Raw genomic sequence first — 26,477 nt, forward strand, 5'->3', positions numbered from 1 at the left:
GCGCACGTATCCTATGAGGGGAAGGACCCAACCCATGAAAATGACGACCGAAGAAGCATTCGTCAAAACCTTGCAACGCCATGGCATCCGTCATGCGTTCGGGATCATCGGCTCTGCCATGATGCCGATTTCCGACATCTTCCCCACAGCCGGAATCAAGTTCTGGGATTGCGCCCATGAAGGCTCTGCCGGTTTCATGGCCGACGGCTACACCCGCGCGACGGGCGAAATGTCGATGATGATCGCGCAGAACGGTCCGGGCATCACCAATTTCGTCACCGCCGTGAAGACGGCCTATTGGAATCACACACCGCTTTTGCTGGTCACACCGCAGGCCGCGAACAAGACCATCGGTCAGGGTGGCTTCCAGGAAGTCGAACAGATGAAACTGTTCGAAGACATGGTCGCATATCAGGAAGAGGTCCGCGACCCGTCCCGTGTCTGCGAAGTGCTGGCCCGCGTCATTTCCAAGGCCCACCGTCTGTCCGGCCCTGCGCAGATCAACATTCCGCGTGATTTCTGGACCCAAGTTATCGACGTTGAAATCCCCGATCCGATCAATTTCGAAGTGTCGCCCGGCGGTGAGGCATCCGTCACAAAAGCAGCCGAATTGCTGTCAAACGCCAAGTTCCCCGTCATCCTGAACGGCGCGGGCGTTGTCCTGTCCGAAGGCGGAATCGCGGCATCCAAGGCGTTGGCCGAGGCGCTGGATGCGCCCGTTTGCGTCGGCTATCAGCACAACGATGCATTCCCCGGTTCGCATCCGCTGTTTGCCGGACCGTTGGGTTACAACGGATCCAAGGCGGGAATGGAGCTGATTTCGAAGGCCGACGTCGTGTTGGCGCTTGGTACACGTCTGAACCCTTTTTCAACCTTGCCCGGATACGGCATCGATTACTGGCCCGCAGACGCGAAAGTCATCCAGGTCGACATCAACCCCGACCGCATCGGTCTGACCAAGAAAGTCACTGTCGGCATCGTCGGCGACGCTGCGAAAGTGGCCAAGGGGATCACGGCGCAACTGTCCGACAGCGCGGGTGATGCGGGCCGTGATGACCGCAAGGCGCTGATCGCGAACACCAAGTCCAAGTGGAAGCAGGAACTGTCGTCCATGGATCACGAGGATGATGATCCGGGCACCACCTGGAACCAGCGTGCACGCGCCGACAAGCCCGACTGGATGTCCCCGCGCATGGCGTGGCGTGCCATTCAGGCCGCACTTCCGCGTGAGGCGATCATCTCTTCTGACATCGGCAACAACTGTGCCATCGGCAACGCCTATCCCGACTTTGACGAAGGTCGCAAGTATCTGGCCCCCGGTCTGTTCGGCCCTTGCGGTTACGGTCTGCCGTCCATCGTTGGTGCGAAGATCGGTCAGCCAGATGTGCCGGTTGTCGGGTTTGCCGGTGACGGTGCATTCGGAATCGCGGTGAACGAGCTGACGGCGATCGGTCGTGGCGACTGGCCCGGCATCACGCAGATCGTGTTCCGCAACTATCAGTGGGGCGCTGAAAAGCGGAATTCGACCCTATGGTTTGACGATAACTTTGTCGGCACCGAACTGGATACGCAGGTGAATTATGCCGGTATCGCACAGGCCTGTGGCCTGAAGGGCGTTCAGGTCAAGACGATGGAAGAACTGACCGATGCGCTGAGCACCGCAATCAAGGAGCAGATGGATAGCAACACCACGACACTGATTGAAGTCCTGCTTAATCAGGAACTGGGCGAACCGTTCCGTCGCGACGCGATGAAAAAGCCGGTGCGGGTCGCGGGTATCAGTGCCGCTGATATGGCGGCCGAGTAAGGTTTGCCATTCGATCTTGGCCCCGGAACGCTTGCCGCCCTCGCTGCCATTCTGGTGGGGGCGGCTTACGTCCGGGGCTATTCGGGCTTTGGCTTTAGTGCGATTTTCATTGCCGCCGCCGCCCTTTTCACCAATCCATTACCCCTGATCCCGGTGGTATTTGCATGCGAAATGCTCATGACAGTCTTTCAGGCCCGCGGCATTCGCGGCCATATCGACTGGCACCGGGTCTTTGCGCTGCTGGGCGGTGCCGCGCTGGTTCTGCCGATTTCGGTCAGCATCATCCTGTCATTGGGAGAGACGCAGGTCCGTCTGACCGTGTCCATCATCGTGCTGGTCATGTCGCTGGTTCTGCTGTCGGGCTGGACGTTGACGCGATTGATCCGCACGCCGGGCAATATCGCGATCGGGATGGCCTCGGGTTTGTGCAATGCGGCAGGTGTCGGGGGTCTTCCGGTCGCTGCCACAATGACGGCGCAACCCATTGCCCCCGCACGCTTTCGCGCAACGATGATCGTTTATCTGACCGGGCTGGATCTGATCACCATGCCACTGATGTGGGCCGGCGGGCTGGTCACATGGGATACGGCGCTTGGCGCTGCCCTTGCCTTTCCGCTGCTGGGCCTTGGTGTCTGGCTGGGTGGGCGGCGTTTCGGCGCAGCCAGTCCGGAGGGGTTTCGCACCTTCGCCATTTCGCTACTGTTGGTCTTGGCCGTTCTTGGCCTGATCCGCACTTTGACCTGAAAGACTGACATGACCCCATCCCCATTCATTTCCGAGGACACTGCCGTTGCCCCGGCCAATATCATCAAGATGGGCCAGGATTTCGGGTCACCCCGCGTGGCGATTGCGCGCGCCAACGCACCGCTGCCGATGAAGGCCGCCAAGGAAGCCACCGAGGCCGATCTGATGATTCCCGTTTTCATCGGTGAGGCCGACCAGATCAAGGCCGAGGCTGCGAAACTGGACTGGGACATTTCCGCCTATGATCTGCACGACACCACGGGCGAAGAAGAGGCCGGGATGAAGGCTGCCGCCCTGTGTGGTCAGGGTGAGGCCGATGTTTTGATGAAGGGCCAGCTTCATACCGACGTCTTTATGAAATCTGCGGTCAATCGCAATAACGGCCTGCGCTCCGGTCGCCGCTTTGTCCATATCTTTCATATTTCCCACCCCGACGGGGGCCGTCCCATCCTGATTTCGGACGCTGCTGTCAACGTCGCCCCCAATATCGAGACCCGTCAGGATTGTATCCGCGAATGCGTCGCCCTGCTGGATCGCCTTGGCACATCCCGCCCGAAGATCGCGATTCTGTCCGCCACGGAGAGCGTGATTCCTGCGGTTCCCTCTTCTGGCGAGGCGCGTGAACTGGCGGAGTGGGCCAAGGACAACGTTCCGAATGCGGATGTATCCGGCCCGCTGGCGTTCGATTTGATCCTGTCCCCCAAGGCCGTCGCCACGAAGAAGCTGACGGACGATCCTGTCGCCGGCCAAGCCGATGCGATCATCGTGCCGGACATCGTGTCGGGCAACGCATTGTTCAAGGCGTTCGTCTATCTCAAGGGCGGGTGCGCTGCGGGGATTGTCACCGGCGCGAAAGTGCCGATCCTGCTAACCTCTCGTGCTGATCCGGCGGCGGCGCGTATGGCGTCTGTCGCTTTGGCCGCCATTCAATGCGGTTTGCCAAAATGATCCTTGTCCTGAATGCCGGTTCTTCCTCTCTCAAGATCGAGGTGTTTGACGAAAACCTGACGTCGCTGATTACAGGTGCTGTCACCAATATCGGCACGGATGGCGAGCTGAAGCTGCGCAAATCGGTCACGCAGGTCACCGCATTGACCCATGCCGACGCTCTTTCGCTGATGCTGGATGCGCTGACAGAGGCCGGGTTCGGTATCGACACCCTGTCAGCTGCCGCCCACCGTGTTGTGCATGGCGGCACCATTCTGACCCGTCCTGCAAAGGTGACGCCGGAAGTGATCCGCGCAATTGAAAGTGTGATCCCCCTCGCTCCGCTGCATAATCCGAACAATCTTGCGGGGCTGATGGCGCTGCAGAAGGTTGCGCCTGAACTGCCGCAGTACTGTTCCTTTGGAACCGCTTTTCACGCAACAAACCCGGACGTCGCGATCCGCTATGCCATTCCACAGACGCAGCATGACGCGGGTATCCGACGCTATGGGTTCCACGGTTTGTCCTATGCCAATATGGTTGCCGATTTCGGTGATGATCTGCCAGAGCATCTGCTGGCCTTCCATCTGGGCAACGGCGCATCGCTGTGCGCAATCAAGGATGGCAAATCCATTGCAACATCTATGGGCTATTCGCCGCTGTCCGGCCTGACGATGGGTACGCGGTCCGGCGACATCGACGGTGCCGCTGTCTTGCGCATGTCCCAGTCGCTGGGCGAGGAAGAAACGGACCGTATGCTGAACAAGGTCAGTGGGCTTCAAGCCCTTGCCGGCGACAACAACATGAAGACGCTTTTGCAACGCGACGACGCCGCCGCGCAGTTTGCTGTCGAGCATTTCTGCTATTGGGCCGCCCGCCATGCCGGGTCTGCCGTGGTTGCAATGGGCGGTCTTGACGCGGTCGCCTTTACCGGCGGGATCGGTGAGAACGCGGCACCCGTGCGGGACCGCATCATGGAATTGCTTGCCTTTTTGGGCACGGTGCCGGTGCATATCATCGAGGCGGATGAGGAAAAGCAGATCGCCCGTGACGCATTGGCCCTGATGAACGCATGAACGCAGCCTATGATCTTACAGCGCTAAGCGCCCAAGAGTTCTGGATCGTGACCGGAATCGTGATCGCGGCCGGCATGGTGCGCGGTTTTTCGGGCTTCGCCCTGTCGGCACTTGTCATGGCCACTGCTGTCACGATCCTGCCACCTGTCGAATTGCTGCCTATGCTGTGGTGGTTGGAAATGTCCGCGTCGCTGATGATGCTGAAGGGCGGTTGGGCCGAAGCGGATCGCGGCACGGCGTTCGGTTTGGTCTTTGGTTCGGCACTTGGCTGGCCGCTTGGGCTGTGGCTGACCACATCGATCGATGTGGCGACATCCAAGGTGGTCGCGCTTGTCGTGATCCTGATCCTCGCCGCGAGCCAGCTCGCAAAAGTGCGCCTGCCCTTTCTTGCCACCCGTGCCGGGCTTTATAGCACCGGTATTGTCGCCGGGATTGTGTCCGGTCTTGCCCATGTCGGCGGTATGGTCGTGGCGTTCTATGTGCTGGCCTCTGACGCGCCTGCAAAGCAGATGCGCGGCTCGCTGGTTCTGTTCCTGTTTCTTGGGGCGCTGGTGTCCTTTTTCATCCAGCTTGCTTTCGGCGTGATGGATTGGTCCGGTGTCAGCCGTGGCCTTGTCTTTGCTGTTCCCACGATGATTGGCGTCTTTCTGGGCCAGCTGCTTTTCACAGAGCGGTTTGCCCCGTATTATCGCCCCTTCTGTCTTTCGCTGCTTGTCGGGCTTGCCGGTCTTGGCCTGGTCCGCACGCAGCTTGCTTGAAAGGTTTACACATGTCACTTGATCAACCGGCCATCGACCTGAGCCCGCGTGTCAGCGACGAAGTCCGCAAGACGACCTGTTACATGTGTGCCTGCCGCTGCGGGATCAACGTGCACATGAAGGATGGCAAGGTTGCCTATATCGAAGGCAACAAGGACCATCCGGTCAACAAGGGTGTGCTTTGCGCCAAAGGGTCGGCCGGAATCATGCAGCACAACGCCCCATCGCGTCTGCGTGCCCCGCTCAAGCGCGTGGGCGAGCGTGGATCAGGCGAATACGAGGAGATTTCCTGGGAAGAGGCGCTGACCCTTGCCACAGAATGGCTTGCGCCCATCCGTGCAAACGCCCCAGAAAAGCTGGCGTTCTTTACCGGTCGTGACCAATCGCAGTCTTTTACTTCACTTTGGGCGCAAGGTTTCGGCACGCCGAATTATGCCGCGCATGGCGGTTTTTGTTCGGTGAATATGGCCGCTGCCGGTATCTATACGATGGGCGGCGCGTTCTGGGAATTTGGCCAGCCTGACTGGGACAGAACCAAGATGGTCATGATCTTTGGTGTCGCCGAAGACCACGACAGCAATCCCATCAAGATGGGCATCGGCCGGGCCAAGGCGCGCGGTGCCAAAATTGTCGGAGTGAACCCGATCCGCACCGGTTACAACGCGGTTGCGGATGATTGGGTCGGGATCACGCCCGGCACGGACGGTCTGTTCATCCTGTCGATGATCCATTGCCTGATGAAGGCGGGCAAGATCGACCTCGACTATCTTGCGCGGTTCACCAATGCGTCTGTGTTGATCAACGAAGATCCGAAAAGCGACCAACGCGGGCAGTTCCTGCGCGACGATCAGGGGCAACCCCTGGTTATTGACCGTGCCACAGGGAAATTGGCCCCTTGGAACGGTGTGGGCGTCGAGCCCGATCTGTCCAAAACCCATCGCGCCAAGGGAATCACCCATCGCCCCGCATTCCACCTGATGGCCGAAAAATACATGTCGGATGACTACGCCCCCGAAGCTGTCGCGGACCGCTGTGGTCTGACGCCTGCACGCATCAGGCAGATGGCGGCCGAACTGGCCCGCGTGGCCTTTGACGAGGCGATCACCGTGGACCAGCCATGGACAGATTTCCGTGGCAAGCACCATGACCGGATGATTGGCCGCCCTGTCAGTTTCCATGCGATGCGCGGGATTTCCGCCCATTCCAACGGCTTCCAGACCTGCCGCGCGCTGCATGTCCTCCAGATTATCCTTGGCAGTGTTGAAACCCCCGGCGGGATGCGGTTCAAGCCGCCCTACCCCAAGCCTGCGACCGCCCATCCCAAGCCGCACGGCAAAGTCACCCCGGGTCAGGCGCTGGATGGCCCGCATCTGGGTTATGTCCACGGCCCCGAAGACCTGCTGCTGGACGAGAACGACCAGCCAAAGCGGATCGACAAGGCTTATTCATGGGAAAACCCGATGTCGGCCCACGGGCTGATGCACATGGTCATTTCGAACGCCCATGCCGGCACGCCGTACAAGATCGACACGCTGTTCATGTATATGGCGAACATGTCCTGGAATTCGTCGATGAACACCGGCGGTGTCATGAAGATGCTGACGGACAAGGACGAAGACGGCGAATATGTCATCCCTCGCATCATCTATTCGGATGCCTATTCGTCGGAAATGATCGCCTATGCCGATCTGATCCTGCCGGATACCACCTACCTTGAACGCCATGACTGCATTTCCCTGCTGGATCGCCCGATCTGCGAGGCGGATGCCGTTGCAGATGCGATCCGCTGGCCTGTCGTGGAACCCGATCGTGACGTGCGCGGCTTTCAGTCCGTGCTGTGCGAGCTTGGCGCGCGCCTTGGATTGCCCGGCTTTGTCAATGAAGACGGCAGTCAGAAATACGCCGATTATGCCGACTACATCACGCACCATATCCGCCGTCCCGGCATTGGGCCCTTGGCTGGCTTTCGCCTTGGCGAAAACGGCAAGATGCAGGGCGGGCGCGGTGACGTGAACGAGGCGCAGCTGGACAACTACATCAGCAATGGCGGGTTCTGGATGGAACATGTGCCGGCTGAATGTTCTTACTACAAACCCTTCAATGCGGCCTATCAGGATTGGGCGGTCAAGTTGGGTTTCTACGATGTGGTCCAGCCCTATATCTTCCAGATCTATTGCGAACCCTTGCGCAAATTTCAGGCCGCGGCCGAAGGGATCGGCACACGCCAGCCACCGGAGCATCTGCGCGACCAGATCAAGGCGACGATGGACCCGCTGCCGATCTGGTATGCGCCGTTCGAGGACTCCAGCGTGGATCCCGATGAATACCCGATCCACGCCCTGACCCAACGGCCGATGGCGATGTATCATTCCTGGGGGACGCAAAACGCCTGGTTGCGCCAGATCCACGGCCATAACCCACTTTATCTGCCGACAGCGATCTGGGAACAGCACGGGTTCGCCGAAGGCGACTGGGCCAAGGTCACGTCCGCGCACGGGTCAATCGTCGTGCCCGTGGCGCATCAGGCGTCCCTGAACGCGCATACGATCTGGACCTGGAACGCCATCGGCAAGCGCAAGGGGGCCTGGGCACTGGATACGGACGCGAGCGAGGCGAACAAGGGGTTCCTGCTCAACCATCTGATCCACGAATTGCTGCCGCCAAAGGGCGACGGGCTGCGCTGGGCCAATTCCGATCCGATCACGGGTCAGGCGGCGTGGTTTGACCTGCGGGTCAAGATCGAAAAGACCCGCGAAACCAACGAGGCAAAACCGGCCATGCCGCCACTCAAATCGCCGGTGCCGCAGGGGCCGGAGACCCTCGTTTGGAAGGTCGGCACATGAGCAATACGCAAATCCTCCTCCTGATTGCGTGTTTCCTGCTGCTGACCTTGGGAAGCTTTGTCTATTTCGTCGCCACATGGGATGCTGAAAAAGAGCAACCCGTCTCTATCATCTTGCCTGAAATACTCCCGCCGGAGGCATCCGCACTGACCAAAGGGGCCATCGCATGACCACTTTACCGCCACCCTCTGCCAAGAAGCTCGGGCTTGTCATCGATCTTGACACCTGCGTTGGCTGTCATGCCTGCGTGATCAGCTGCAAGGGCTGGAACACCGAAAACTATGGCGCGCCGCTGTCGGACCAGAATGCCTATTCAGGCGCGGCATCCGGGACGTTTCTGAACCGGGTGCATTCATATGAAGTACAGCCCGAAAACGGAACAGCGCAGCTGATCCATTTCCCGAAATCCTGCCTGCACTGCGAAGACGCCCCTTGCGTGACGGTCTGTCCGACGGGGGCCAGCTACAAGCGGGTCGAAGACGGGATCGTGCTGGTCAACGAAAGCGACTGCATCGGCTGCGGCCTGTGCGCATGGGCCTGCCCCTACGGCGCGCGCGAGATGGACGTGGCAGAAGGTGTCATGAAGAAATGCACCCTTTGCGTTGACCGGATCTACAATGAAAACCTGCCCGAAGAAGATCGCCAGCCCGTCTGTGTGCGCACCTGCCCTGCGGGCGCGCGCCATTTCGGCGATTTGGGTGATCCGGAAAGCGATGTCAGCCATTTGGTCGCCGAGCGGGGTGGTTTTGATCTGATGCCGGAACAGGGCACGAAGCCGGTCAATAAATACCTGCCACCGCGCCCCAAGGATGTCGAACCCGAAATCGACATTCTGGCCCCATATCTGGAGCCCGTCGCGCAGGATGCCAAGGGCCTGCTTGGCTGGCTTGATAAAGCCCTGTCCGCCATGCCCGGGGGTGCCAGATAATGCATCCCGCACCGTCGGTTATCATCTTCACCGTCTTTTCCGGCCTCGGTTTTGGCCTGCTATTCTGGCTTGGGATCGACGCGACGCCACCGACAGGCTGGGTCGCATTCGTGTTCTGGGTCATCGCCTATGTCATGGCTGCGGGTGGCTTGCTGTCATCCACCTTCCATCTTGGCCATCCCGAACGGTTCCTGAAGGCTTTTACCCAATGGCGCAGTTCCTGGCTTTCGCGTGAAGGGCTTGCCGCTGTCGCGACGCTTGTTGCAATGGGTCTTTATGGTCTTGGCCTCGTCTTTTTTGCTGCCGCCTGGCAACCGCTTGGCTGGTTGGGTTCGCTTGGCGCATTGGCGACCGTTTTCACGACCTCGATGATTTACACGCAGATGAAGACCGTGCCCCGCTGGAAGCACTGGACCACCCCTGCGCTTTTTCTCGCGCTTTCTTTGGGGGGTGGTGCGTTGTTTGCAGGCAAGGTGACGATTGCCATTGTCCTGCTGATCGCGGCGGGTCTTTTGCAGGCCTATGCGTGGTTCAGCGGTGACAGCCGCCTGTCGGACAGTGGCACGACGCTCGCCACGGCGACGGGTCTGGGTCACATTGGCAAGGTCCGCGCGTTTGAACCGCCCCATACCGGTACCAACTATCTGCTGAAGGAATTCGCTTACGAGGTTGGTCGCAAACATGTGCAGCAGTTACGTTTGATTGCCCTTGCGCTGGGATTTGTCGTGCCTGTGCTTGTCCTGCTTCTTCCGCTTGGCCATTTTGGTGCGGCGATCGCCGTGCTGAGCCATATTGCGGGGATACTGGCCCTGCGGTGGTTGTTTTTTGCGCAGGCCGAACATGTGGTCGGACTTTATTACGGGAAGCGTTAGGACGATGTCGATGGTGCCGGGTTGCGTGAGGTTGCGAATATGCGTCTGATCCTGGCCTTGTTCCTGCTTGTGGTGCCGACGCTGTCCATGGCCACACCCCCGCGGATCGTGTCGGTCGATGAAGACCTTCTGGCCATCAACGCCACACATGTCTTTATCTTGCGCACCATCAGCGACAATCATGGATACCATCAGGTCAATCAGACCGATGTCACCCTGATCGCGCGCAATCGCGAAACCGGATGGGACGATCAGCATTGGCCGGTACTTAGCGTGCGCGACAACGGGTTTCCGACGGACGCTGCTGACCCGAACAGTCGCGTAACGAACCTGGGTCTGCCAGAGCGCGTCAATCCATATGACGTCGTCCTGTGGCGCAAGGCATATCTGCCTTTCAGCCCGCATTATGTGCCGACCGATCTGGATGTTGCGTTCAGTGCTGGCCGGTTCACCTTGCGCCGAAACAATGCATTGCACAGCTTTGAGCTGGCCGACGTGCAGGCGGCGCTGGAAGAAAGTTTTGCAGCGTCGCGAAAGACGATTCCAATTGCGACAGGACAGATCAGTTCGGGGGTTGCAGAAGATGATTTCGACTATTTGTTTGCGGTGCCTGTGGCGTTGAATGAAACCTGTGCTGTCACGGCGTTGTATGTTTTGCCGGATTGGTCAGATGCGGGCCCCAACCAGCAGTTGATCAAGCTGGATTGCGCCAACGAAGACCGTCCTTTCGCCGTCTTTGTGCCGATGACGGCGGAACTGTCGGACTGACGACGACACGCCTGACGAATTTTTTTCAACTTCTGCCAAGGATTGACCATTAGCGCGCGTCATAGTCCTGTGATGCGTATGTCAGTGACCGATCAGGACCTTGCAATTGCGGCCGCCGGTGGCGATGGGCAGGCTTTTGCGAGCTTGCTGGATCGCCACTATGACCGGCTGTTCGCGTTCTGTTTTCGCATGACCGGCAGACGCGAAGAAGCCGAAGACCTGACGCAGGATATCTGCGCCGCCCTGCCCGCCAAACTGGCCGGGTTTCGCGGCGACGCGAAGGTGACCACATGGCTTTACCGTGTCGCGATGAACGCTGCCCATGACCGCCGCCGCAAGCAGGCGACCTATGCCAAGGCCAGCGACGGTTGGGGCGATTGGGAAACCAACCGCACCGCCGCGAATGCCGAAGCGGCCGCGCAACTGGACTGGCTGAGTGAAGCGATGCGGCATCTGTCCGACGATCTGCGCGACACGCTTGCACTGGTGCTGGATGACATGACCCACGCGGACGCGGCCCATGTGCTGGGTGTTAGCGAAGGCACGATCAGCTGGCGTGTATCAGAGGCCAAGAAGGCCCTGAAAGCGCTCAAAGCAAAGGAGGATGTCGCATGAGCGACGACCTTGATGATCTGAAATCCGCGATGAATGCGGCCACCCCTGCCCCGGATGCCAGCCGTCGGGCGGCAAATCTGGCGTTGGCGCAGAAAAATTTCGAAGCGCTCCAAGGAACGCCGGAAGCGGCACGTCCTAATCCTGTAGCTGCCCCGAGCGGGCTTTGGACAGGATTGAAGGATATGCTGAATTCATTGACGACACGCGGTGCTTTGACCGCAACGACTGCACTTGTGGCCTGCGGGTTCCTTTTTCTGACCGAAACCGGTCAGGACATGTGGCGCGAAAGTGATTTTGATCTGGCGGATGTTGGTGCGCAGGCACCCAAGGACGCAGGCAGTGCCCCGCAGATCGCAAAGCCTGCACAGGTTGAGGAAGAGGTCGCCGTCGATGGGATCATGGCCCCTTTGCCTGAAGCCCTTGACGAAGCGCAGATTGAATTGGCTCCGGCGGATGAAGATGCCGTCGTGCTTGCCGAACCCGAGATCGCGCAAGGTGAGAGCTTTGCCGGTTCAGCGGAGCTTGGCCAGAACGACGTCGTGGTCGAAGATGGGCTAAGCCGCATTCAGCCGGAAGCCATCGAGCCTGCTGCGCCGACAGCGACCAGCCGTCCACGGGCATTAGCCCCCCAGAGCAGCGTAGCACCGACTGCTATTCCGCCTGCACCTGAAGCAAGCCAGCAAAGGCTTGAAAGCCGTTCGTCCGGAGTTCAACGGTTGGTCCTTGATGCCGAAGAAGAAGGACCGGCTCGCGCGATCCCGAACACAGAAACCTTCGCCAACGAGGCCCCGGCATCGCTTAAGATCACGCAGGAAGACCCTGTGTCGACCTTCTCGATCGACGTGGATACTGCCAGCTATGCAGTGCTGCGTTCTTCGATCACGGCTGGTCAGTTGCCGCCGGCAGAGGCAATCCGGATTGAGGAACTGATCAACTATTTCCCTTATGACTACCCCGCACCGGACGCGACAGAAGCGCCGTTTCGTCCGACGGTCAGTGTCTTGGACACGCCCTGGAATGCGGATACGCAGTTGGTCCATGTTGCCATTCAAGGCCAGATGCCTGCGGTTGAAGATCGCCCGCCCCTGAACCTTGTGTTCCTGATTGATACCTCTGGGTCGATGAATGATCCGGCGAAACTGCCGCTGCTCAAGCAGTCGTTCCGCTTGATGCTGTCGCAGCTGCGTCCCGAAGATGAGGTGGCGATCGTGGAGTATGCGGGCAGTGCCGGGCAGGTATTGGCACCCACCCCTGCATCCGATCAGGCGACGATCATTGATGCGATCAACGGTCTGGGTGCTGGCGGGTCGACCAACGGACAAGGTGGTCTGCAGCAGGCCTATGCCGTTGCCGACCGGATGGCTGCCGATGGTGAGGTCAGCCGGATCCTGTTGGCGACGGATGGCGATTTCAATGTCGGGATCAATGATCCGGATGCGCTGAAGGATTTCATTGCCGACAAACGCGACACCGGCACATATCTGTCTGTCCTTGGCTTTGGCCGCGGCAATCTGGACGATGCGACGATGCAGGCGCTGGCCCAGAACGGCAACGGCACGGCGGCCTATATCGACACGCTGACCGAGGCGCAAAAGGTGCTGGTGGACCAGTTGACGGGTGAATTGTTCCCGATTGCCGGTGATGTGAAGATCCAGGTGGAGTGGAATCCGGCGGAAATCGCTGAGTATCGTCTGATCGGGTATGAGACCCGTGCGCTGGCGCGTGAGGATTTCAATAACGACAAGGTTGATGCGGGCGAACTGGGGGCCGGTCATACCGTCACCGCGCTTTACGAGGTGACGCCTGTTGGTAGCCCTGCCCAGTTGAGCGATCCGCTGCGCTATGCCCCCGCGACAGTCGCGGCGGGGAACGGCGAACTGGGCTTTTTGAAGCTGCGCTATAAAGATCCCGGTGCGGACGAAAGCCAGCTGTTGACCACGCCGATCGTGGCGGGTGGCGGTGCACCGGCAGATGCGTTGTTCGCTGTGGCGATTGCGGGCTGGGGCCAGCTGCTGCGCGATGACCGGTTTCTGGGTGAGTGGGGTTATGACGACGCGATTGCATTAGCCAATGCCAATCGCGGCGAAGACCCGTTCGGTTATCGTACTGAAGCGGTGCAGCTGATGCGGTTGGCCGAAAACCTGCCGCGCAACCCGTTCGAGAACGGGACGCGGATATCCCGCTAGGCACACTTAGTGCGGGATGTAGCATTCCGCATCCATGAAGTCGCGCATGGTTTGACCCTTTTGGGGTTTGAACGGCGCGACTTCTGTCATCGCAATCACACGGTCGAGCCGGAACATACGAAAGCCCTGACGCAATTCGCACCAGCAGATCGCAGTCCAGACCTTGCCCCAGAACCAGACACCGAGCGGGCGCACGATGCGCGACGTTTCAGCCCCGCCTTCGTCGGCATAGCTGATTTCAAGCCGGATGTGGTCTTCGGCTGCGGCTTCGAACCGGTCCAGCACGTCACGCCAGCTGCCAAGCGGTGCCTCTGAGGCGATGGCCTGAATGCTGACCTGACCGACACGGGCGCGGGCTGCATCGGGCAGCACCTCATCTATCTTGATCAGTGCTTCCTGTGCTGCGGCAGCCATCTTGGTGCCGCCCCAGCCTTTGAGCATCCGTGCGCCCGCGACGAGGGCGACGATTTCGTCAGGTGTGAACATGAGCGGTGGCAAATCATAGCCATCCCGCATGATGTAGCCGACCCCGGCTTCGCCTTCGATTGGCACGCCGGAGCCGATCAGATGCGCCACGTCGCGGTAGATCGTCCGCGACGTGACTTCGAGTTTTTCGGCCAGTTGTTTGGCCGTGACGAGCCGCCCGCCGCGCAGGAATTGCAGGATCTGGAAAAGGCGGTCGGCGCGTCGCATTACGCTGGCTCGAACAGGCCGATGGAGTTTCCATCGGGATCGGTGGCATAGGCGAAACGTCCAGGTGGAATGGCCACGATCGGGCTGATCATCTTGCCGCCAGCTTTTGTGCACCGTTCCATCGCCGCTTCGAGCTTGTCCGGTGTGGCGAGGTGGATCGTCGGGCCGTTTCCGCTGGCCGGTTCGCCGGGATAAAGGTGCCCGCCGATTCCATCCAGATCGGCATCGAAGTTCACGATGGGGTTCGGCCCTGTGTCGTCCATCGCCATTTTGAAACCAAAGACGGTTTCATAGAATTGCTGGGCCTTGGCGAGATCGGTCACGGGAATTTCGGTCCAGACGACAGTTGGTTTGGCAGTCATGTTTCATCTCCTTGGTGCGGTTGATGAACATGTTTAACCATACCCCTGCTGACAGCGTTATGTCAGCATGTTTTCAGTAGGGCGCATTTTTCTTGCGCGGCGCTATTTCAGTTCGGCCGCTGGAATGATCGGAAAGAATTCGCCCGATGAGCGCACGCCGAACCAGTCTGTGCCATCAACTTGCGTCGTTTCGCCGATGTCGACAAGCCTGTAGAAGGATTTGCGGTCGATGAGCGCTTCGAGATTCGCGCGCACCAGCACGTACGGCGAAGGTTCGCCTGTTTGCGCATCGCGCACGACACGGATCGGATTGTCGGCACTGGCTGTCACCTTGTCCCCAACGTTGGTTTCGAACACGAGCGCGTCGCCCTTCTTTTCGAAGTCCACTGCCACGAACGGCGCGTCATCGACGGTGATTCCCACCTTTTCGACCGGGGTGACGAGGAAATAATCATCCCCGTCGCGGCGGATTATTGACGAAAACAGCTTTACCAACGCGGGACGCCCGATCGGCGTGCCCAGATAGAACCAGGTCCCATCCCGCGCGATGCGCATATCGAGGTCGCCGCAAAACGGCGGATTCCATAGATGAACAGGGGGTAAGCCCTTTCCGGCCGCTGCTTGCGCCGAAGATGCGAGGCTTTCCGCCGAGGGTGTCACGATCTTTTGTCCGGTCATTGTTTTTGCCATTGGGGTCATTGGGATTATCTGGTGTTATAACCTTGATATAGTTCAGTCGGAGTAATGTCATGCCAGACCACACAGATCTTGTCGCGCAGATCGAAACCCTTGCGGGCAAGCTGGGTGAGGCGCGCACGAGCATTGCCAACCGTTTTCTGGGGCAGGACCGCGTCGTTGACCTGACGCTGACCTCGCTGATCTGCGGCGGCCATGCGGTTTTGATCGGCCTGCCCGGCTTGGGCAAGACCCGGTTGGTTGATACGCTGTCGACCGTCATGGGCCTGAAGGGCAACCGGATCCAGTTTACACCCGATCTGATGCCCGCCGATATTCTGGGGTCAGAGGTGCTTGAGACCTCGAACGACGGATCGCGTGCGTTTCGTTTTCTCGAAGGTCCGATTTTCTGCCAGTTGCTGATGGCCGACGAAATCAACCGCGCCAGCCCGCGTACCCAGTCCGCGCTGTTGCAGGCGATGCAGGAAAAGGAAGTGACCATCGCAGGCGAACATCGCCCGCTAGGAGCCCCGTTCCACGTGCTTGCCACGCAGAACCCGATCGAACAGGAAGGCACGTATCCACTGCCAGAGGCGCAGTTGGACCGTTTCCTTGTCCAGATTGATGTCCCCTATCCTGACCGCGACACAGAGCGCGATATCCTGATTGCCACGACCGGTGCCGAGGAAGGCATGGCCACCGCCGTCTTTACTGCACAGGAACTGCTGGATGCGCAGATACTGTTGCGCCGCATGCCCGTCGGCGAGAATATCGTCGAGATGATCCTTGATCTTGTGCGCGCCTGTCGTCCCGGACCTGATGCCCCTGACACCGTCAATGGATCGGTCAGCTGGGGCCCCGGCCCGCGTGCCGCGCAGGCTTTGATGCTGACAGTGCGGGCGTCTGCCTTGCTTGACGGTCGCCTTGCCCCATCGGCCGAGGATGTCCGCAACATGGCCGCACCTGTCCTGAAGCACCGAATGGCCTTGTCGTTTGCAGCAAGGGCGCGCGGCGAAAGCCTTGATACGTTGATCGACACGTTGGCCGGTGACATTACAAAGGTCGCTGCCGCAGCATGAGCGCACCCCTCACCCTCCGCGCAGGGGCTGAAGCCCTTGCGGCCCCGTTTCCGGCATTGCTTGCAGAGGCCGAACATCTGGCGTCCACCGTTCTGTTGGGGGATCACGGGCGTCGTCGCGCGGGATTGGGGGATACCTTTTGGCAATACAGGCCCGCGCAGAACCATGACCACGCACGCAGCATCGACTGGCGTCGGTCCGCGCGGTCCGATCAGGCCTTTGTGCAGGATAAGGAATGGCAGATCGCGCAGTCGATCATCCTCTGGGTCGATCAGGCCGCATCCATGCGCTTCAGTTCTGACAAGAACTTGCCCACCAAATCCCAACGCGCCCGCACCATTGCACTTGCCGCTTCAATCCTGCTGATCCGCGGCGGGGAACGTGTCGGGCTGACCGGGATGCGTTTGCCGCCCAAGCGCGGCGAAATCCAGCTGAACCAGATGGCCGCAATCCTGTCCGAGGATTCAGAAACAGACTATGGCACGCCAGAGGCGCAAGGCATGTTGCCCCATAGTCGCGCATTTTTCGTCAGTGATTTTCTGGGCGACATCGCGCCCGTCGAGGCCGCATTGACCAAGGCTGCGGATCGCGGCGTGCATGGCGCGATTTTGCAGGTGCTTGATCCGCAGGAAGAAGCATTTCCGTTTGATGGCCGAACGATCTTTGAATCGATGACCGGTGCCGTTCGTCATGAAACGCTGAAGGCGGGCGATTTGCGCGCGCGCTATCTGGATCGGCTGGCAGAACGCAAGGATCGCCTGGACCAGTTGGCCCGCACAACCGGTTGGCAATACATGACCCATCACACGGATGCGCCTGCAACGCAGGCCCTGTTGTGGCTTTATCATGCGCTGGACGGGCAAGCCTGATGTGGTCGATTGGTCCCATCGGATTTGCAGCGCCATGGTTGCTGCTGGGTCTTATTTCCCTGCCGATCCTTTGGATCTTGCTGCGTGCCGTACCGCCTGCCCCGATCAAGCGACGTTTTCCGGGTGTCGCCCTACTTTTGGGCCTGCAGGACGATGAAAGCCAGTCGGATCGCACCCCGTGGTGGCTGTTGCTGCTTCGGCTGCTTGCGATTGCGGCCGTCATCATCGGGTTTGCCGGTCCGGTTCTGAACCCGCAAACCCGCACCGCAGGCAACGGCCCCTTGCTGATTGTCGCGGATGGTACCTGGGCCGATGCCCGCGATTGGGGGACCCGGTCAGATCGCATGGAATTGATGCTGGACGAGGCGACCCGCGACGGGCGCACCGCAGCAGTCGTCACCCTGACTGATTTGCCGGAAGCACTTGTTTTCCAATCCGCCGATGCTGTTGCCCAGACCTTGCCGAATGTGCAGCCAAACGCGTGGGAGCCGAACGGCGACGACGTGCTGGCTTGGCTGGAGACTGTCACGGGCCCGTTTGACACCTATTGGCTGTCTGATGGCCTTGCCCGTGACGCTCGCGATCCGATCCTGACTGCGCTTGAAGGTTTCGGGTCGGTGACGGTGTTTCAGACCCCACGTCAGACATTCGGCTTGCGCCCTGCGTTCTATGAAGAAGGCGAGATCATCTTATCAGCGACGCGCACACCTGTCGGCAGTGCCTTTGACGTGCCCGTGAACGCGATCGGGCTTGATCCGAACGGGGTTGAGCGGCAGTTGGCCAGTGTGACCCTGACCTTTGCTGCTGGTGATGCTGTCGCTGAAACCGCGCTTGTCCTGCCCCCGGAGCTGCGCAATCGCGTGACCCGTTTTGAAATTGCTGGCGGTCGGTCCGCCGCGACGGTGACCTTGGCTGACGATGGACTGAAGCGGCGCGAAGTCGCGTTGATTTCCGGCGCGGGTGATCGCGAAGGGCTCGATCTGCTTGATCCGCTATACTACCTGCGCGAGGCGCTGGAGCCGACAGCAGATATGATTAACGGCACGATGGAGGATATCCTTCTTGCCAATCCCGATGTCATCGTACTGGCCGATGTCGCCAGTCTTGCAGGTACAGAAGAGGCCGACTTGCTTGGCTGGGTTGAAAACGGCGGGTTGCTGTTGCGCTTTGCCGGTCCTCGGCTGGCGGCCAGCGATGTGGGTCGGGCGAGCGAAGACCCCTTGCTGCCCGTGCGTTTGCGTGATGGTGGTCGAACGGTTGGCGGCGCGATGAGTTGGGGTGAACCCAAGTCGCTGGCCCCCTTCGTTGAAGGGTCACCCTTTTTCGGCCTGACACCGCCCGATGATGTCACCGTTTCATCGCAGGTCATGGCGCAACCCGATCCGACGCTTGCCGACCGCGTCATCGCGCAGCTTGCCGACGGCACACCACTGGTGACCCGCAAGAATGTCGGTGAAGGTCAGGTGGTTCTTGTCCATGTGACCGCCAATGCCGAATGGTCCACCCTGCCCTTGTCAGGTCTGTTCGTGCAGATGTTGGAGCGGATGGCCGTTTCCACCCGCCCTTCGACACCCGATGCGGAAACGCTGGAAGGCACGACATGGTTGCCGGAGGATGTGCTGAACGCGTTCGGACAGCTTGAGGATGGCGCGACCTTGCCCGGTGTCGCTGGTGAATTGCTTGCCGCACCCGTGCCCAGCGCCGACTTGCCACCCGGCCTTTATGCAGGCCCTGACCAGAGGATTGCCGTGAACGTCATGCAGCCAGAGTCAACCCTTGCGACGGCCCAATGGCCCGCACGCATTGCCGTGGAAGGCATGGAGATCGTGCGCGAGACGGCCTTGAAAGGCTGGCTTTTGGCGGCAGCGCTTGCGCTTTTGATGGTTGATATCATTGCATCCCTTGCTGTTGGTGGACGGCTGCGCGGCCCGCGAGCCGATGTCGCTGCTGCCATCATGCTGGGTGTTGCCATGTTTGGCGTCCCTGCGCCGGTCGCCGCGCAAGAGAACGATGAATTTGCCATTGCCGCCACGGCGAATGTTGTTCTGGGCTATGTCGTCACCGGTGACGAAGACACGGACAGCATTTCAGAGGCTGGCTTGCGTGGCCTTGGCATGACCTTGAACCGTCGCACTTCAATCGAACCCGCCGCACCGATGGGTATTGATCTTGAACGCGACGAGCTTGCTTTCTTTCCGTTTCTTTACTGGCCTGTCACCGCTGATCAATCGCTGCCAAGCCGTGAGGCCTATGCCAAGTTGAACCGCTATTTGCGCGCGGGCGGGATGATTTTGTTCGACACCCAAGACGCGGATACTGCGCGTTTTGGCTCCAGCTCTCCTGAGGGGCGCAAGCTGCAGGCGATTGCGCGTTCGCTGGATATTCCCGCCATTGAACCGATCCCGGAAGATCATGTTCTGACGCGCACCTTCTATCTGCTGCAGGACTTTCCCGGCCGCTATAACAGTCGCGATATCTGGGTCGAAGCCGCCCCGGCTGACGCCGAACTTGTCGAGGGCATGCCGTTTCGCAATTTGAACGACGGTGTGACCCCTGTTGTGATCGGCGGCAATGATTGGGCGCGCGCCTGGGCTGTCGATCAGTATGGCGATCGCATGTTTCCTGTCGGGCGCGGTCAGGCCGGTGAACGTCAGCGCGAAATCGCCCTTCGTTTCGGTGTGAACCTGATCATGCATGTGCTGACAGGCAACTACAAATCCGATCAGGTGCACGTTCCCGATCTGCTGGAAAGGTTGGGACAGTGACCGGCACCCTTGTTTTTGACCCACTTCTGCCGCTTGTCGTGATCTATGGTCTTGCGGCGCTTGCCGTGCTTGGGCTGGGCATCGCCATTTACCGCCGCCTTGGTGGCTGGTGGTTGCGCGGTCTGGCTGGTCTGGCCCTGCTTGCCGCCCTTGCCAATCCTGCGATCCAGCAGGAAGACCGTGATCCGTTGTCCGATATCGTCATGTTGGTCGTCGATGAAAGCGCAAGCCAGCGCATCGCAGATCGCCCCGCGCAGACGCAAGCAGCGATTGCCAATGTCGAAGCCGAGGTCGCGCGGCTTGAGAATACCGAACTGCGGGTTGTGCGCGTCGGGGATGGTGAAGGCGATGCCGGCACTGCGCTGATGTCCGGGCTGGCGGAGGCATTGGCAGAGGAGCCGCAGGGCCGCGTTGCGGGGATCATCCTGCTTACCGACGGGCGCCTGCACGATATCGAACGTGCGCCGGGTCTGCCTGCCCCGATCCATGCGCTTTTGACCGGCGAGGACACAGACTGGGATCGCCGACTGGTTATCTCCAACGCCCCTGCGTTTGCCATTCTCGGTGAACCGGTCAGTCTGACCTTGCGGGTTGAGGATCAGGGTGCCGCACCCGGTGAAGATGCGTTCGTTCCACTGCAAATCAGTATCGACGGGGATGCACCGCTTGATTTTCAGGTGCCTCTGAATGAAGACATCGAATTGCCGATTGATCTGCCGCATGGCGGGATGAACGTGCTGCAGTTCGAAACACCTTTTGTCGAAGGGGAACTGACCGAACGCAATAACGCTGCTGTCGTGCAGATCAACGGCGTGCGTGATCGCTTGCGTGTCTTGTTGGTGTCTGGTGAACCCCATGCGGGAGAGCGCACATGGCGCAACCTGTTGAAAGCGGATGCCGCTGTCGATCTTGTCCATTTTACAATTCTGCGCCCGCCTGAAAAGCAGGACGGCGTTCCCGTAAACGAACTGTCGCTGATCGCCTTTCCTACGCGCGAGTTGTTTCTGGAAAAGATCGACGATTTCGATCTGATCATCTTTGACCGCTATCGCCGACGCGGGATCTTGCCGTCACAATACCTTGAAAACATCACCAATTACGTGAACAACGGCGGTGCCGTCCTTGTGTCTTCTGGCCCTGAATACGGCAGCGCGGAAAGTATCTATCGCTCGCCCTTGGGTGCGATCCTGCCGGGCGCACCGACCGCGCGTGTCTTCGAGGACGGTTACGTGCCGCAGATCACCGATATCGGTGAGCGCCATCCGGTCACAGAAGGTCTGGCTGCATTTTCACCGGCACCAGACTCGGGCGACGGGCCCGGCTGGGGGCGCTGGTTCCGACTTGTCGATGTTATCGTTCCGGACACTGCAACTGTCGTGATGTCGGATGAAGAAGAGCGCCCGCTTCTGGCCCTTGAACGGATTGGCGACGGCCGGGTTGCGTTGATTGCATCTGATCAAAGCTGGCTTTGGGATCGCGGATATGAGGGTGGCGGCCCGCAGCAGGAATTACTGCGCCGTCTGGCCCATTGGATGATGAAAGAACCGGACCTTGAGGAAGAGGCACTGTTTGCCAACCCGAATGGCCAGACGATGCAGATCGTCCGGCGCACCATTTCGGAAAGCATCGGTGATGTGACGGTGACCCATCCGGATGGGACCGAAACAGTCCTGTCATTGGAAGAGACAAGCCCCGGTCGTTTCGCGACCACATGGAACGCGCCGGAGATCGGGCTTTATCGCCTGAAGGAAGGCGATCTGGAAAGCGTCATCGCACTTGGGCCATCAGCACCACGCGAATTTGAACAAACCATCGCGACAGGTGACATCCTTGAACCGCTTGTCGCGAGCACGCGTGGCGGGATTTATTCCATGTCTTCCGGCGATGTCGACATTCGCGAAGTGCGCGAGGGACGCCCCGCCGCTGGCCGTGGCTGGATCGGCGTGACACCGCGCGGGGCCTATCAGACGGCCGACATCAGCATCACGTCGCTTTTGCCTGCATGGGTCTGGTTGCTGTTGGCCGCTTTGCTGAGCGTCTTTGCATGGGTGCGCGAAGGACGGCGATAGCGCGGCCTATCGTGCAGACAGTGCCGTCACAATCCAATCGGCAAACTGCGTAAAGAGCTGGTTTGAGGCGACATCGAATGCGGCGACAAGATCGGGCGTGTCCAGCGTTGGGGATACAGCAGACGCCTTGAACGTCCGGCTTGCGACAATGCTGGCATCACGTTCGCGCACAAGGCGCACGATCATGCGTTGCTGGATCACGGCAGTTTCACCATCTGCCCCGACCTCTGCATGGAAATCGAGAAGTTCCGTCACCACTGCATAATCGCCGCTGAGGCCAAGTGGTTTGCGCCCGACATAGCGCACTGCCGATGTTGCTTCGACGGCCCGCAGCATCAGGTTCTGTACCATGACGGGGGTCGCGTCGCTCCACCTGACTTCGGGCAGATACTGGGCTTGCAGGGCGTTCGGACGGATCATGATCCGATCGGTTTCAAGTGTCCCGCTGCTGGTTGGCAGTTCGACGATCACATCGAGTGGCAGCGTTCTGCCCTGACGTGGTGTGATATCGACCGGACTGCGTAATTCGTAGACTTCGAGCGGGGTCGAGGCGTCCGTGAGTGCGGAGATTGCCGCACAGCCGCTGAGAGCCGCTGCGGCAAACATGACTGCGAGGAAGCGGGCGAGCGATGTCATGACAGCCTCATCGTCTGAATTCCGGCGTTTCGCGATCAAGCAGGAACCGTGCCGGATCCCGTTCGATCTGTGTTGTGAGACGGTCGAGGTTTGCGATCAACGTCCGTGTTTCCTGTGCCAGCCGAGTGTAGAGGGGCAGCGCAGAATTTGTAAAGTCGGCCACCGCTGGTCCGGAGGCTGCCGTCACCTCGCGCAGTTGGCGGAACGTGACAGATGCAGACCGGCTTGCGGCGCGCAAGTCTGCAGTGATTTCGGGTATGTCTTCCGACACCTCGCCGATAGCTTCGTTGAGTGAGGCGAGCGTCGTTTCGAGCCCGCCGATAATTCCATTGAGGTCTTCATTGATGACTTTCTCGGCCCCGGTAAATGCCCCTTCGGCGGCGGCAAGCGCCCGATCACCTGTTTCGAGCGCGCCGTTGATCGCTGCCAGCGTTTCGTTTGCGTTGGCAAAAGCGATGCTTGCTTCATCCAGTGCGACCTTTCCGCTTTCGAGGATTGCGTCGATGTTTTCGCTTGATGAGGACAGGTTTTCGCCAACGTCGGCAATCACTGCGGATGCGGATTCTGTCGCGCTGCGGATATCAGCCACGATGGCAGGCAGATCGGTGTTGGCAGCCTCGGCAATTGAACTGATTGCTGCATTTGCTTCAGCGACCATTACCCGCGTTTCAGCGATGAGTGGTGTGCCTTCGTCCTGGATCAAGCCAGTGAACTGATCCGCCGCGGTGGTGACAGAGAGTGCTGTCGCATCGAGCTGCAGCATAAGCGCATCGACGGACGCGAGTGTTTCCTCTGCCTGTTGCAGGCGCGCTGTCGCGGTTGTGCCTGTCGTGTCGAGCGTTGCGATTACCTGTTGCGCGCTTTCGCCGATATCGGAGGCCTGTGTGCGCAGTTCTGCCAGCGTATCGCGCATGTCCTGTGTCATGGCGACGAGATCGCCGGTGATGTATTCGTCGCTGCTGGCAATCACCCCACGTGCATCCGCCAGCGTTTCGGAACCTTCCGTCAGCACCGATTTGGCCTGTTCGGACAATTCGCCAATTGACACCACGGCTGCATCGGCGTTTTCAAGCACGCCTGCCAGATCGTCGGTGAGCGCGCCGAGTGTCGCGTTGAACTGTCCGATTTCATCTGCAAAATCCGTGATCGTGGAGGTTACGGATGAGAAATCATCCAAAGTCTTGGCGAAGTCTTCCGACGCGCCTTCGACGTTCACGAGAATCCGGTCAAGCCGCCCCTGATTTTCGCCGCCAAGGAGGTCACCTACCTCTTGCACGACTAGCAGCATTTCTTCGAGAAGTTGGGGTGCGTCCTCTGACAGGGATTGCAGCGTAGAGCGGCCTGCGGTGATTGTCGGGACTGCGCCATCCTCTGGTTGCTCGATCAGTTCGCCCTCTGGCGTTCCCGGACCGATGCTGACAAAGGAGACACCTGTGACGCCCTGCGCTTCGATGGTGGCGATGCTGTCTGTGCGCACCGGCGTATTGGCGGCCACTTCGACCCTGACTGCGATTGTGCCGTCCCGTTCAGGGGATAATTTCACTTCTACAACCTGCCCGACGGGCAATCCGCTGAACCGCACGTCGGACGCGTTTCCAAGGCCCGAGACGGAAGTGAAGTTGATATCGTAATAGGCGAATTGGCGATCAAGCTCCACGCTCGCGAACCAAAGAAAGAATGCCAGGATTCCGGCAAAGCCGGCCAGTGTGAATGCACCGATCAGCACATAGTTCGCTTTGGTTTCCACTGCGTTATCCTTTCCGACCGGCGTCGCATTGCGCCGCGTCAATCGCCGCGCGTGCGCGTGGCCCGTGGAAATATTCATGCACCCAGGGATGTTCGACCTGCGACATGTCGTGCATCGTTCCGGTCACAAGCACCCGCTTTTCAGCCAACACTGCAATCCTGTCGCACACTGCATGCAGCGTATCAAGGTCGTGTGTCACGAGAAACACCGTCAGCCCCAAGGACCGGCTTAGTCCCCTGATCAAGGCATCAAAGGCAGATGCCCCGATCGGGTCCAGCCCTGCTGTCGGTTCGTCAAGAAACACAATCTCGGGATCAAGCGCCAGTGCCCGCGCAAGCCCTGCGCGTTTGCGCATGCCGCCGGACAGTTCCGAGGGGTATTTGTCCCCCGCAAGATACGGCAGGCCGACCATCGAGATCTTGAGATCCGCCAGGTCCCGCCTGATGTCAGGGTCCAGCCCTTCGATCGCGCGCATCGGGACTTCGACATTTTCGCGCACGGTGAGCGATGAAAACAGCGCGCCATCCTGAAACATGACGCCCCAGCGTGCTTCTAATGCGGCACGGGTATCGTCATCGGCCTGACGCACATTCGTGCCCAGCACGTCGATTGTACCTTCGCTGGGTGGCTGCAATCCGGTGATACTGCGTAACAGCACCGATTTTCCGGTTCCGGACCCACCAACGACGCCAAGGATTTCGCCACGATACACATCCAGATCGAGGTTTTCGTGCACGACATGGCTACCGAACTGGTTTTTCAGCCCACGGACCCGGATGATACCGTCGTCTGCGGCTTTCTCTTTGGTCATATGCCAAGGCTCGCGAAGAAAATCGAAAAGACAGCATCCGCCACGATCACCGCAAAGATCGCGGTGACGACCGCGTTGGAGGTCATGCGCCCGAGCGATTCTGCGTTGCTTTGCACCTGCATCCCCGCATGGCAGCCCACGATCCCGATGATCAGCGCAAAGAACGGTGCTTTCACCAAACCGACGAAGACGTGGCTGACATCTGTTCCTTCGACCAGCCGCGTGCGGAACATTTCCGGCGAAATGCCAAGGTCGATCCATGCCATGAGCGCGCCACCAAAGAGCCCGGCAGCATTGGCGATCAGCCCGAGGATCGGCAGCATGAACAGCAGCGCAAGGATACGCGGCACGAAAAGCACCATGGCAGGATCAAGCCCGAGCGTGCGCATCGCGTCGATTTCTTCGCGCATCTTCATGGACCCGATGGCCGCCGTAAAGGCGGAAGCTGTCCGCCCGGCGACGATGATCGACGTCAGAAGGATGCCGAGTTCGCGCAACACCGAAATTGCGATCAGATCGACCACGAACACTTCGGCCCCGAATTGGCGCAGCTGCGTCGATCCCTGAAAAGCCAGCACGACGCCGATCAGGAAAGACATCAGCGCAACGATTGGCACGGCTTTTAGCCCGACTTCCTGACAGTGGTGCACTAGTGCCGTGAAGCGGAATTCCTGCGGGCGGCGTACTGCGCGCAAGAGTCTGGACAAGAACATCCCAAGATATCCTGTCAGCGCCATCAGGAACCGCGTGGCACCTGCCATAGTGCGCCCGAGTGAATCAAGCATTCCATTCAGCGTCAGTGGCCGCGCCGGCGCTGTTTCCTTGACAGGCATGGCGTTTGCAACGCTGTCCAGAAGGCTTTGCGCTTCTGCGCTTGCCCCCTTGATTGCAAGCGTCTGGTTCTTGTCTTCGAAACGCTTCTGTGTTGCGATCAGCAGCCACGCACCGGCCGTGTCCAGCCGCGTGACATCGTGCAGGCTGACGGTCGCGGCGGTGTCTGGGTCAAGTGACGCAAGATTGCACTGCACGTTTGATACGGTTTTGATCGTGATCTCGCCTGAAAGCGCCACGGTTTTGTCTTTGGTCTGTGACGGCGGCCGTGTGGCGTGTGATACCATGGCTAGCCCGCCCGCACCGTGAGTGACCTGCTGTGTCGCAACGCTGTTATTCCATCATTTCAGCCGGATATCAGGATGATACCTGCCCTGCCGCGATTCTACGACGCGTGGCCGACCAAGTCACGCCGA

Annotated in this window: 23 protein-coding genes; 16 read left to right on the forward strand and 7 right to left on the reverse strand. The window is 59.7% G+C overall.

Annotated elements, in window-relative coordinates:
• Positions 1–34: 34 nt before the first annotated feature.
• From xsc to BMY44_RS10760, 12 genes are all read left to right on the forward strand, one after another.
• Complete coding sequence (gene xsc, locus BMY44_RS10710; RefSeq protein WP_089993823.1) at positions 35–1,807, forward strand: sulfoacetaldehyde acetyltransferase; 1,773 nt, start codon at positions 35–37, stop codon at positions 1,805–1,807.
• Positions 1,808–1,810: 3 nt separating this feature from the next.
• Complete coding sequence (locus BMY44_RS10715; RefSeq protein ID WP_089993825.1) at positions 1,811–2,551, forward strand: TSUP family transporter; 741 nt, start codon at positions 1,811–1,813, stop codon at positions 2,549–2,551.
• Between the two features lie 9 nt (positions 2,552–2,560).
• Positions 2,561–3,499, forward strand: coding sequence for a phosphate acyltransferase (locus BMY44_RS10720; RefSeq protein WP_089993827.1), 939 nt, complete (start codon positions 2,561–2,563; stop codon positions 3,497–3,499).
• Positions 3,496–4,554 (forward strand): acetate/propionate family kinase, encoded by a 1,059-nt coding sequence (locus BMY44_RS10725; RefSeq protein WP_089993829.1) that lies wholly within the window; start codon positions 3,496–3,498, stop codon positions 4,552–4,554. The genes BMY44_RS10720 and BMY44_RS10725 overlap by 4 nt, the downstream gene beginning before the upstream one ends.
• Positions 4,551–5,312 (forward strand): sulfite exporter TauE/SafE family protein, encoded by a 762-nt coding sequence (locus tag BMY44_RS10730; RefSeq protein ID WP_089993831.1) that lies wholly within the window; start codon positions 4,551–4,553, stop codon positions 5,310–5,312. Before BMY44_RS10725 ends, BMY44_RS10730 begins: the two co-directional genes overlap by 4 nt.
• Before the next feature lie 11 nt (positions 5,313–5,323).
• Positions 5,324–8,155, forward strand: coding sequence for a molybdopterin oxidoreductase family protein (locus BMY44_RS10735; protein ID WP_089993833.1), 2,832 nt, complete (start codon positions 5,324–5,326; stop codon positions 8,153–8,155).
• Positions 8,152–8,325 carry a hypothetical protein gene (locus BMY44_RS18210; protein ID WP_165611822.1) on the forward strand — a complete coding sequence of 58 codons (174 nt, stop codon included), beginning with the start codon at positions 8,152–8,154 and terminating at the stop codon, positions 8,323–8,325. Before BMY44_RS10735 ends, BMY44_RS18210 begins: the two co-directional genes overlap by 4 nt.
• Positions 8,322–9,083 (forward strand): 4Fe-4S dicluster domain-containing protein, encoded by a 762-nt coding sequence (locus tag BMY44_RS10740; protein ID WP_089993836.1) that lies wholly within the window; start codon positions 8,322–8,324, stop codon positions 9,081–9,083. The genes BMY44_RS18210 and BMY44_RS10740 overlap by 4 nt, the downstream gene beginning before the upstream one ends.
• The gene (locus tag BMY44_RS10745) at positions 9,083–9,955 is read left to right on the forward strand and encodes a dimethyl sulfoxide reductase anchor subunit family protein (RefSeq protein WP_089993839.1); all 873 of its coding nucleotides are present in this window, start codon (positions 9,083–9,085) and stop codon (positions 9,953–9,955) included. The genes BMY44_RS10740 and BMY44_RS10745 overlap by 1 nt, the downstream gene beginning before the upstream one ends.
• Before the next feature lie 39 nt (positions 9,956–9,994).
• Positions 9,995–10,723 (forward strand): hypothetical protein, encoded by a 729-nt coding sequence (locus tag BMY44_RS10750; RefSeq protein WP_089993842.1) that lies wholly within the window; start codon positions 9,995–9,997, stop codon positions 10,721–10,723.
• A 78-nt stretch (positions 10,724–10,801) separates the two neighbouring features.
• Entirely contained in the window at positions 10,802–11,338 is a 537-nt protein-coding gene (locus BMY44_RS10755; RefSeq protein ID WP_089994840.1) for an RNA polymerase sigma factor, read from the forward strand.
• A complete protein-coding gene (locus tag BMY44_RS10760) occupies positions 11,335–13,524 on the forward strand; it encodes a vWA domain-containing protein (protein WP_089993845.1) in 2,190 nt (729 codons plus the stop codon). The genes BMY44_RS10755 and BMY44_RS10760 overlap by 4 nt, the downstream gene beginning before the upstream one ends.
• Before the next feature lie 6 nt (positions 13,525–13,530).
• Here the strand turns inward: BMY44_RS10760 and BMY44_RS10765 are convergent, their stop codons facing one another.
• From BMY44_RS10765 to BMY44_RS10775, 3 genes are all read right to left on the reverse strand, one after another.
• On the reverse strand, positions 13,531–14,217 hold the full coding sequence (locus BMY44_RS10765; protein ID WP_089993848.1) for a helix-turn-helix transcriptional regulator: 687 nt from the start codon (positions 14,215–14,217) through the stop codon (positions 13,531–13,533).
• The gene (locus tag BMY44_RS10770) at positions 14,217–14,579 is read right to left on the reverse strand and encodes a VOC family protein (protein ID WP_089993851.1); all 363 of its coding nucleotides are present in this window, start codon (positions 14,577–14,579) and stop codon (positions 14,217–14,219) included. Before BMY44_RS10770 ends, BMY44_RS10765 begins: the two co-directional genes overlap by 1 nt.
• Positions 14,580–14,681: 102 nt before the next feature.
• Positions 14,682–15,257, reverse strand: coding sequence for a DUF1285 domain-containing protein (locus BMY44_RS10775; protein WP_089993853.1), 576 nt, complete (start codon positions 15,255–15,257; stop codon positions 14,682–14,684).
• A gap of 71 nt (positions 15,258–15,328) precedes the next feature.
• Here BMY44_RS10775 and BMY44_RS10780 point away from each other — a divergent pair, with 71 nt between their 5' ends.
• The 4 genes from BMY44_RS10780 to BMY44_RS10795 are packed head-to-tail and all read left to right on the forward strand — an operon-like array spanning position 15,329 to position 22,036.
• The gene (locus BMY44_RS10780) at positions 15,329–16,333 is read left to right on the forward strand and encodes an AAA family ATPase (RefSeq protein WP_089993856.1); all 1,005 of its coding nucleotides are present in this window, start codon (positions 15,329–15,331) and stop codon (positions 16,331–16,333) included.
• Positions 16,330–17,202 carry a DUF58 domain-containing protein gene (locus BMY44_RS10785; protein WP_089993858.1) on the forward strand — a complete coding sequence of 291 codons (873 nt, stop codon included), beginning with the start codon at positions 16,330–16,332 and terminating at the stop codon, positions 17,200–17,202. The genes BMY44_RS10780 and BMY44_RS10785 overlap by 4 nt, the downstream gene beginning before the upstream one ends.
• The gene (locus BMY44_RS10790; RefSeq protein ID WP_089993861.1) at positions 17,202–19,967 is read left to right on the forward strand and encodes a DUF4159 domain-containing protein; all 2,766 of its coding nucleotides are present in this window, start codon (positions 17,202–17,204) and stop codon (positions 19,965–19,967) included. Before BMY44_RS10785 ends, BMY44_RS10790 begins: the two co-directional genes overlap by 1 nt.
• Positions 19,964–22,036: a hypothetical protein gene (locus BMY44_RS10795; protein ID WP_089993863.1), complete on the forward strand. Its 2,073-nt coding sequence runs from the start codon at positions 19,964–19,966 to the stop codon at positions 22,034–22,036. Before BMY44_RS10790 ends, BMY44_RS10795 begins: the two co-directional genes overlap by 4 nt.
• Before the next feature lie 6 nt (positions 22,037–22,042).
• On the opposite strand, the gene BMY44_RS10800 is transcribed toward BMY44_RS10795, so the two are convergent.
• Genes BMY44_RS10800 through BMY44_RS10815 form a run of 4 tightly spaced genes read right to left on the reverse strand, consistent with a single transcriptional unit; the run spans position 22,043 to position 26,348 of the window.
• Positions 22,043–22,672: an ABC-type transport auxiliary lipoprotein family protein gene (locus tag BMY44_RS10800; RefSeq protein ID WP_089993866.1), complete on the reverse strand. Its 630-nt coding sequence runs from the start codon at positions 22,670–22,672 to the stop codon at positions 22,043–22,045.
• 7 nt (positions 22,673–22,679) lie between these two features.
• Positions 22,680–24,419: an MlaD family protein gene (locus tag BMY44_RS10805; protein ID WP_089993869.1), complete on the reverse strand. Its 1,740-nt coding sequence runs from the start codon at positions 24,417–24,419 to the stop codon at positions 22,680–22,682.
• Positions 24,420–24,423: 4 nt separating this feature from the next.
• Positions 24,424–25,230, reverse strand: coding sequence for an ABC transporter ATP-binding protein (locus BMY44_RS10810; RefSeq protein ID WP_089993872.1), 807 nt, complete (start codon positions 25,228–25,230; stop codon positions 24,424–24,426).
• Positions 25,227–26,348, reverse strand: a complete 1,122-nt coding sequence (locus tag BMY44_RS10815; RefSeq protein WP_089993874.1) for an ABC transporter permease — start codon at positions 26,346–26,348, stop codon at positions 25,227–25,229. The genes BMY44_RS10810 and BMY44_RS10815 overlap by 4 nt, the downstream gene beginning before the upstream one ends.
• Positions 26,349–26,477 lie beyond the last annotated feature (129 nt).

The sequence above is a fragment of the Cognatiyoonia koreensis genome, from assembly GCF_900109295.1.
Lineage (GTDB): Bacteria > Pseudomonadota > Alphaproteobacteria > Rhodobacterales > Rhodobacteraceae > Cognatiyoonia > Cognatiyoonia koreensis.

What these genes read in the sequence shown, in the direction of transcription:
- xsc (WP_089993823.1), top strand. Translation starts at nt 35, where the DNA reads ATGAAAATGACGACCGAAGAAGCATTCGTCAAAACCTTGCAACGCCAT.
- BMY44_RS10720 (WP_089993827.1), top strand. Translation starts at nt 2,561, where the DNA reads ATGACCCCATCCCCATTCATTTCCGAGGACACTGCCGTTGCCCCGGCC.
- BMY44_RS10725 (WP_089993829.1), top strand. Translation starts at nt 3,496, where the DNA reads ATGATCCTTGTCCTGAATGCCGGTTCTTCCTCTCTCAAGATCGAGGTG.
- BMY44_RS10730 (WP_089993831.1), top strand. Translation starts at nt 4,551, where the DNA reads ATGAACGCAGCCTATGATCTTACAGCGCTAAGCGCCCAAGAGTTCTGG.
- BMY44_RS10735 (WP_089993833.1), top strand. Translation starts at nt 5,324, where the DNA reads ATGTCACTTGATCAACCGGCCATCGACCTGAGCCCGCGTGTCAGCGAC.
- BMY44_RS18210 (WP_165611822.1), top strand. Translation starts at nt 8,152, where the DNA reads ATGAGCAATACGCAAATCCTCCTCCTGATTGCGTGTTTCCTGCTGCTG.
- BMY44_RS10740 (WP_089993836.1), top strand. Translation starts at nt 8,322, where the DNA reads ATGACCACTTTACCGCCACCCTCTGCCAAGAAGCTCGGGCTTGTCATC.
- BMY44_RS10745 (WP_089993839.1), top strand. Translation starts at nt 9,083, where the DNA reads ATGCATCCCGCACCGTCGGTTATCATCTTCACCGTCTTTTCCGGCCTC.
- BMY44_RS10750 (WP_089993842.1), top strand. Translation starts at nt 9,995, where the DNA reads ATGCGTCTGATCCTGGCCTTGTTCCTGCTTGTGGTGCCGACGCTGTCC.
- BMY44_RS10755 (WP_089994840.1), top strand. Translation starts at nt 10,802, where the DNA reads ATGTCAGTGACCGATCAGGACCTTGCAATTGCGGCCGCCGGTGGCGAT.
- BMY44_RS10760 (WP_089993845.1), top strand. Translation starts at nt 11,335, where the DNA reads ATGAGCGACGACCTTGATGATCTGAAATCCGCGATGAATGCGGCCACC.
- BMY44_RS10765 (WP_089993848.1), bottom strand. Translation starts at nt 14,217, where the DNA reads ATGCGACGCGCCGACCGCCTTTTCCAGATCCTGCAATTCCTGCGCGGC.
- BMY44_RS10770 (WP_089993851.1), bottom strand. Translation starts at nt 14,579, where the DNA reads ATGACTGCCAAACCAACTGTCGTCTGGACCGAAATTCCCGTGACCGAT.
- BMY44_RS10775 (WP_089993853.1), bottom strand. Translation starts at nt 15,257, where the DNA reads ATGACCGGACAAAAGATCGTGACACCCTCGGCGGAAAGCCTCGCATCT.
- BMY44_RS10780 (WP_089993856.1), top strand. Translation starts at nt 15,329, where the DNA reads ATGCCAGACCACACAGATCTTGTCGCGCAGATCGAAACCCTTGCGGGC.
- BMY44_RS10785 (WP_089993858.1), top strand. Translation starts at nt 16,330, where the DNA reads ATGAGCGCACCCCTCACCCTCCGCGCAGGGGCTGAAGCCCTTGCGGCC.
- BMY44_RS10790 (WP_089993861.1), top strand. Translation starts at nt 17,202, where the DNA reads ATGTGGTCGATTGGTCCCATCGGATTTGCAGCGCCATGGTTGCTGCTG.
- BMY44_RS10800 (WP_089993866.1), bottom strand. Translation starts at nt 22,672, where the DNA reads ATGACATCGCTCGCCCGCTTCCTCGCAGTCATGTTTGCCGCAGCGGCT.
- BMY44_RS10810 (WP_089993872.1), bottom strand. Translation starts at nt 25,230, where the DNA reads ATGACCAAAGAGAAAGCCGCAGACGACGGTATCATCCGGGTCCGTGGG.
- BMY44_RS10815 (WP_089993874.1), bottom strand. Translation starts at nt 26,348, where the DNA reads ATGGTATCACACGCCACACGGCCGCCGTCACAGACCAAAGACAAAACC.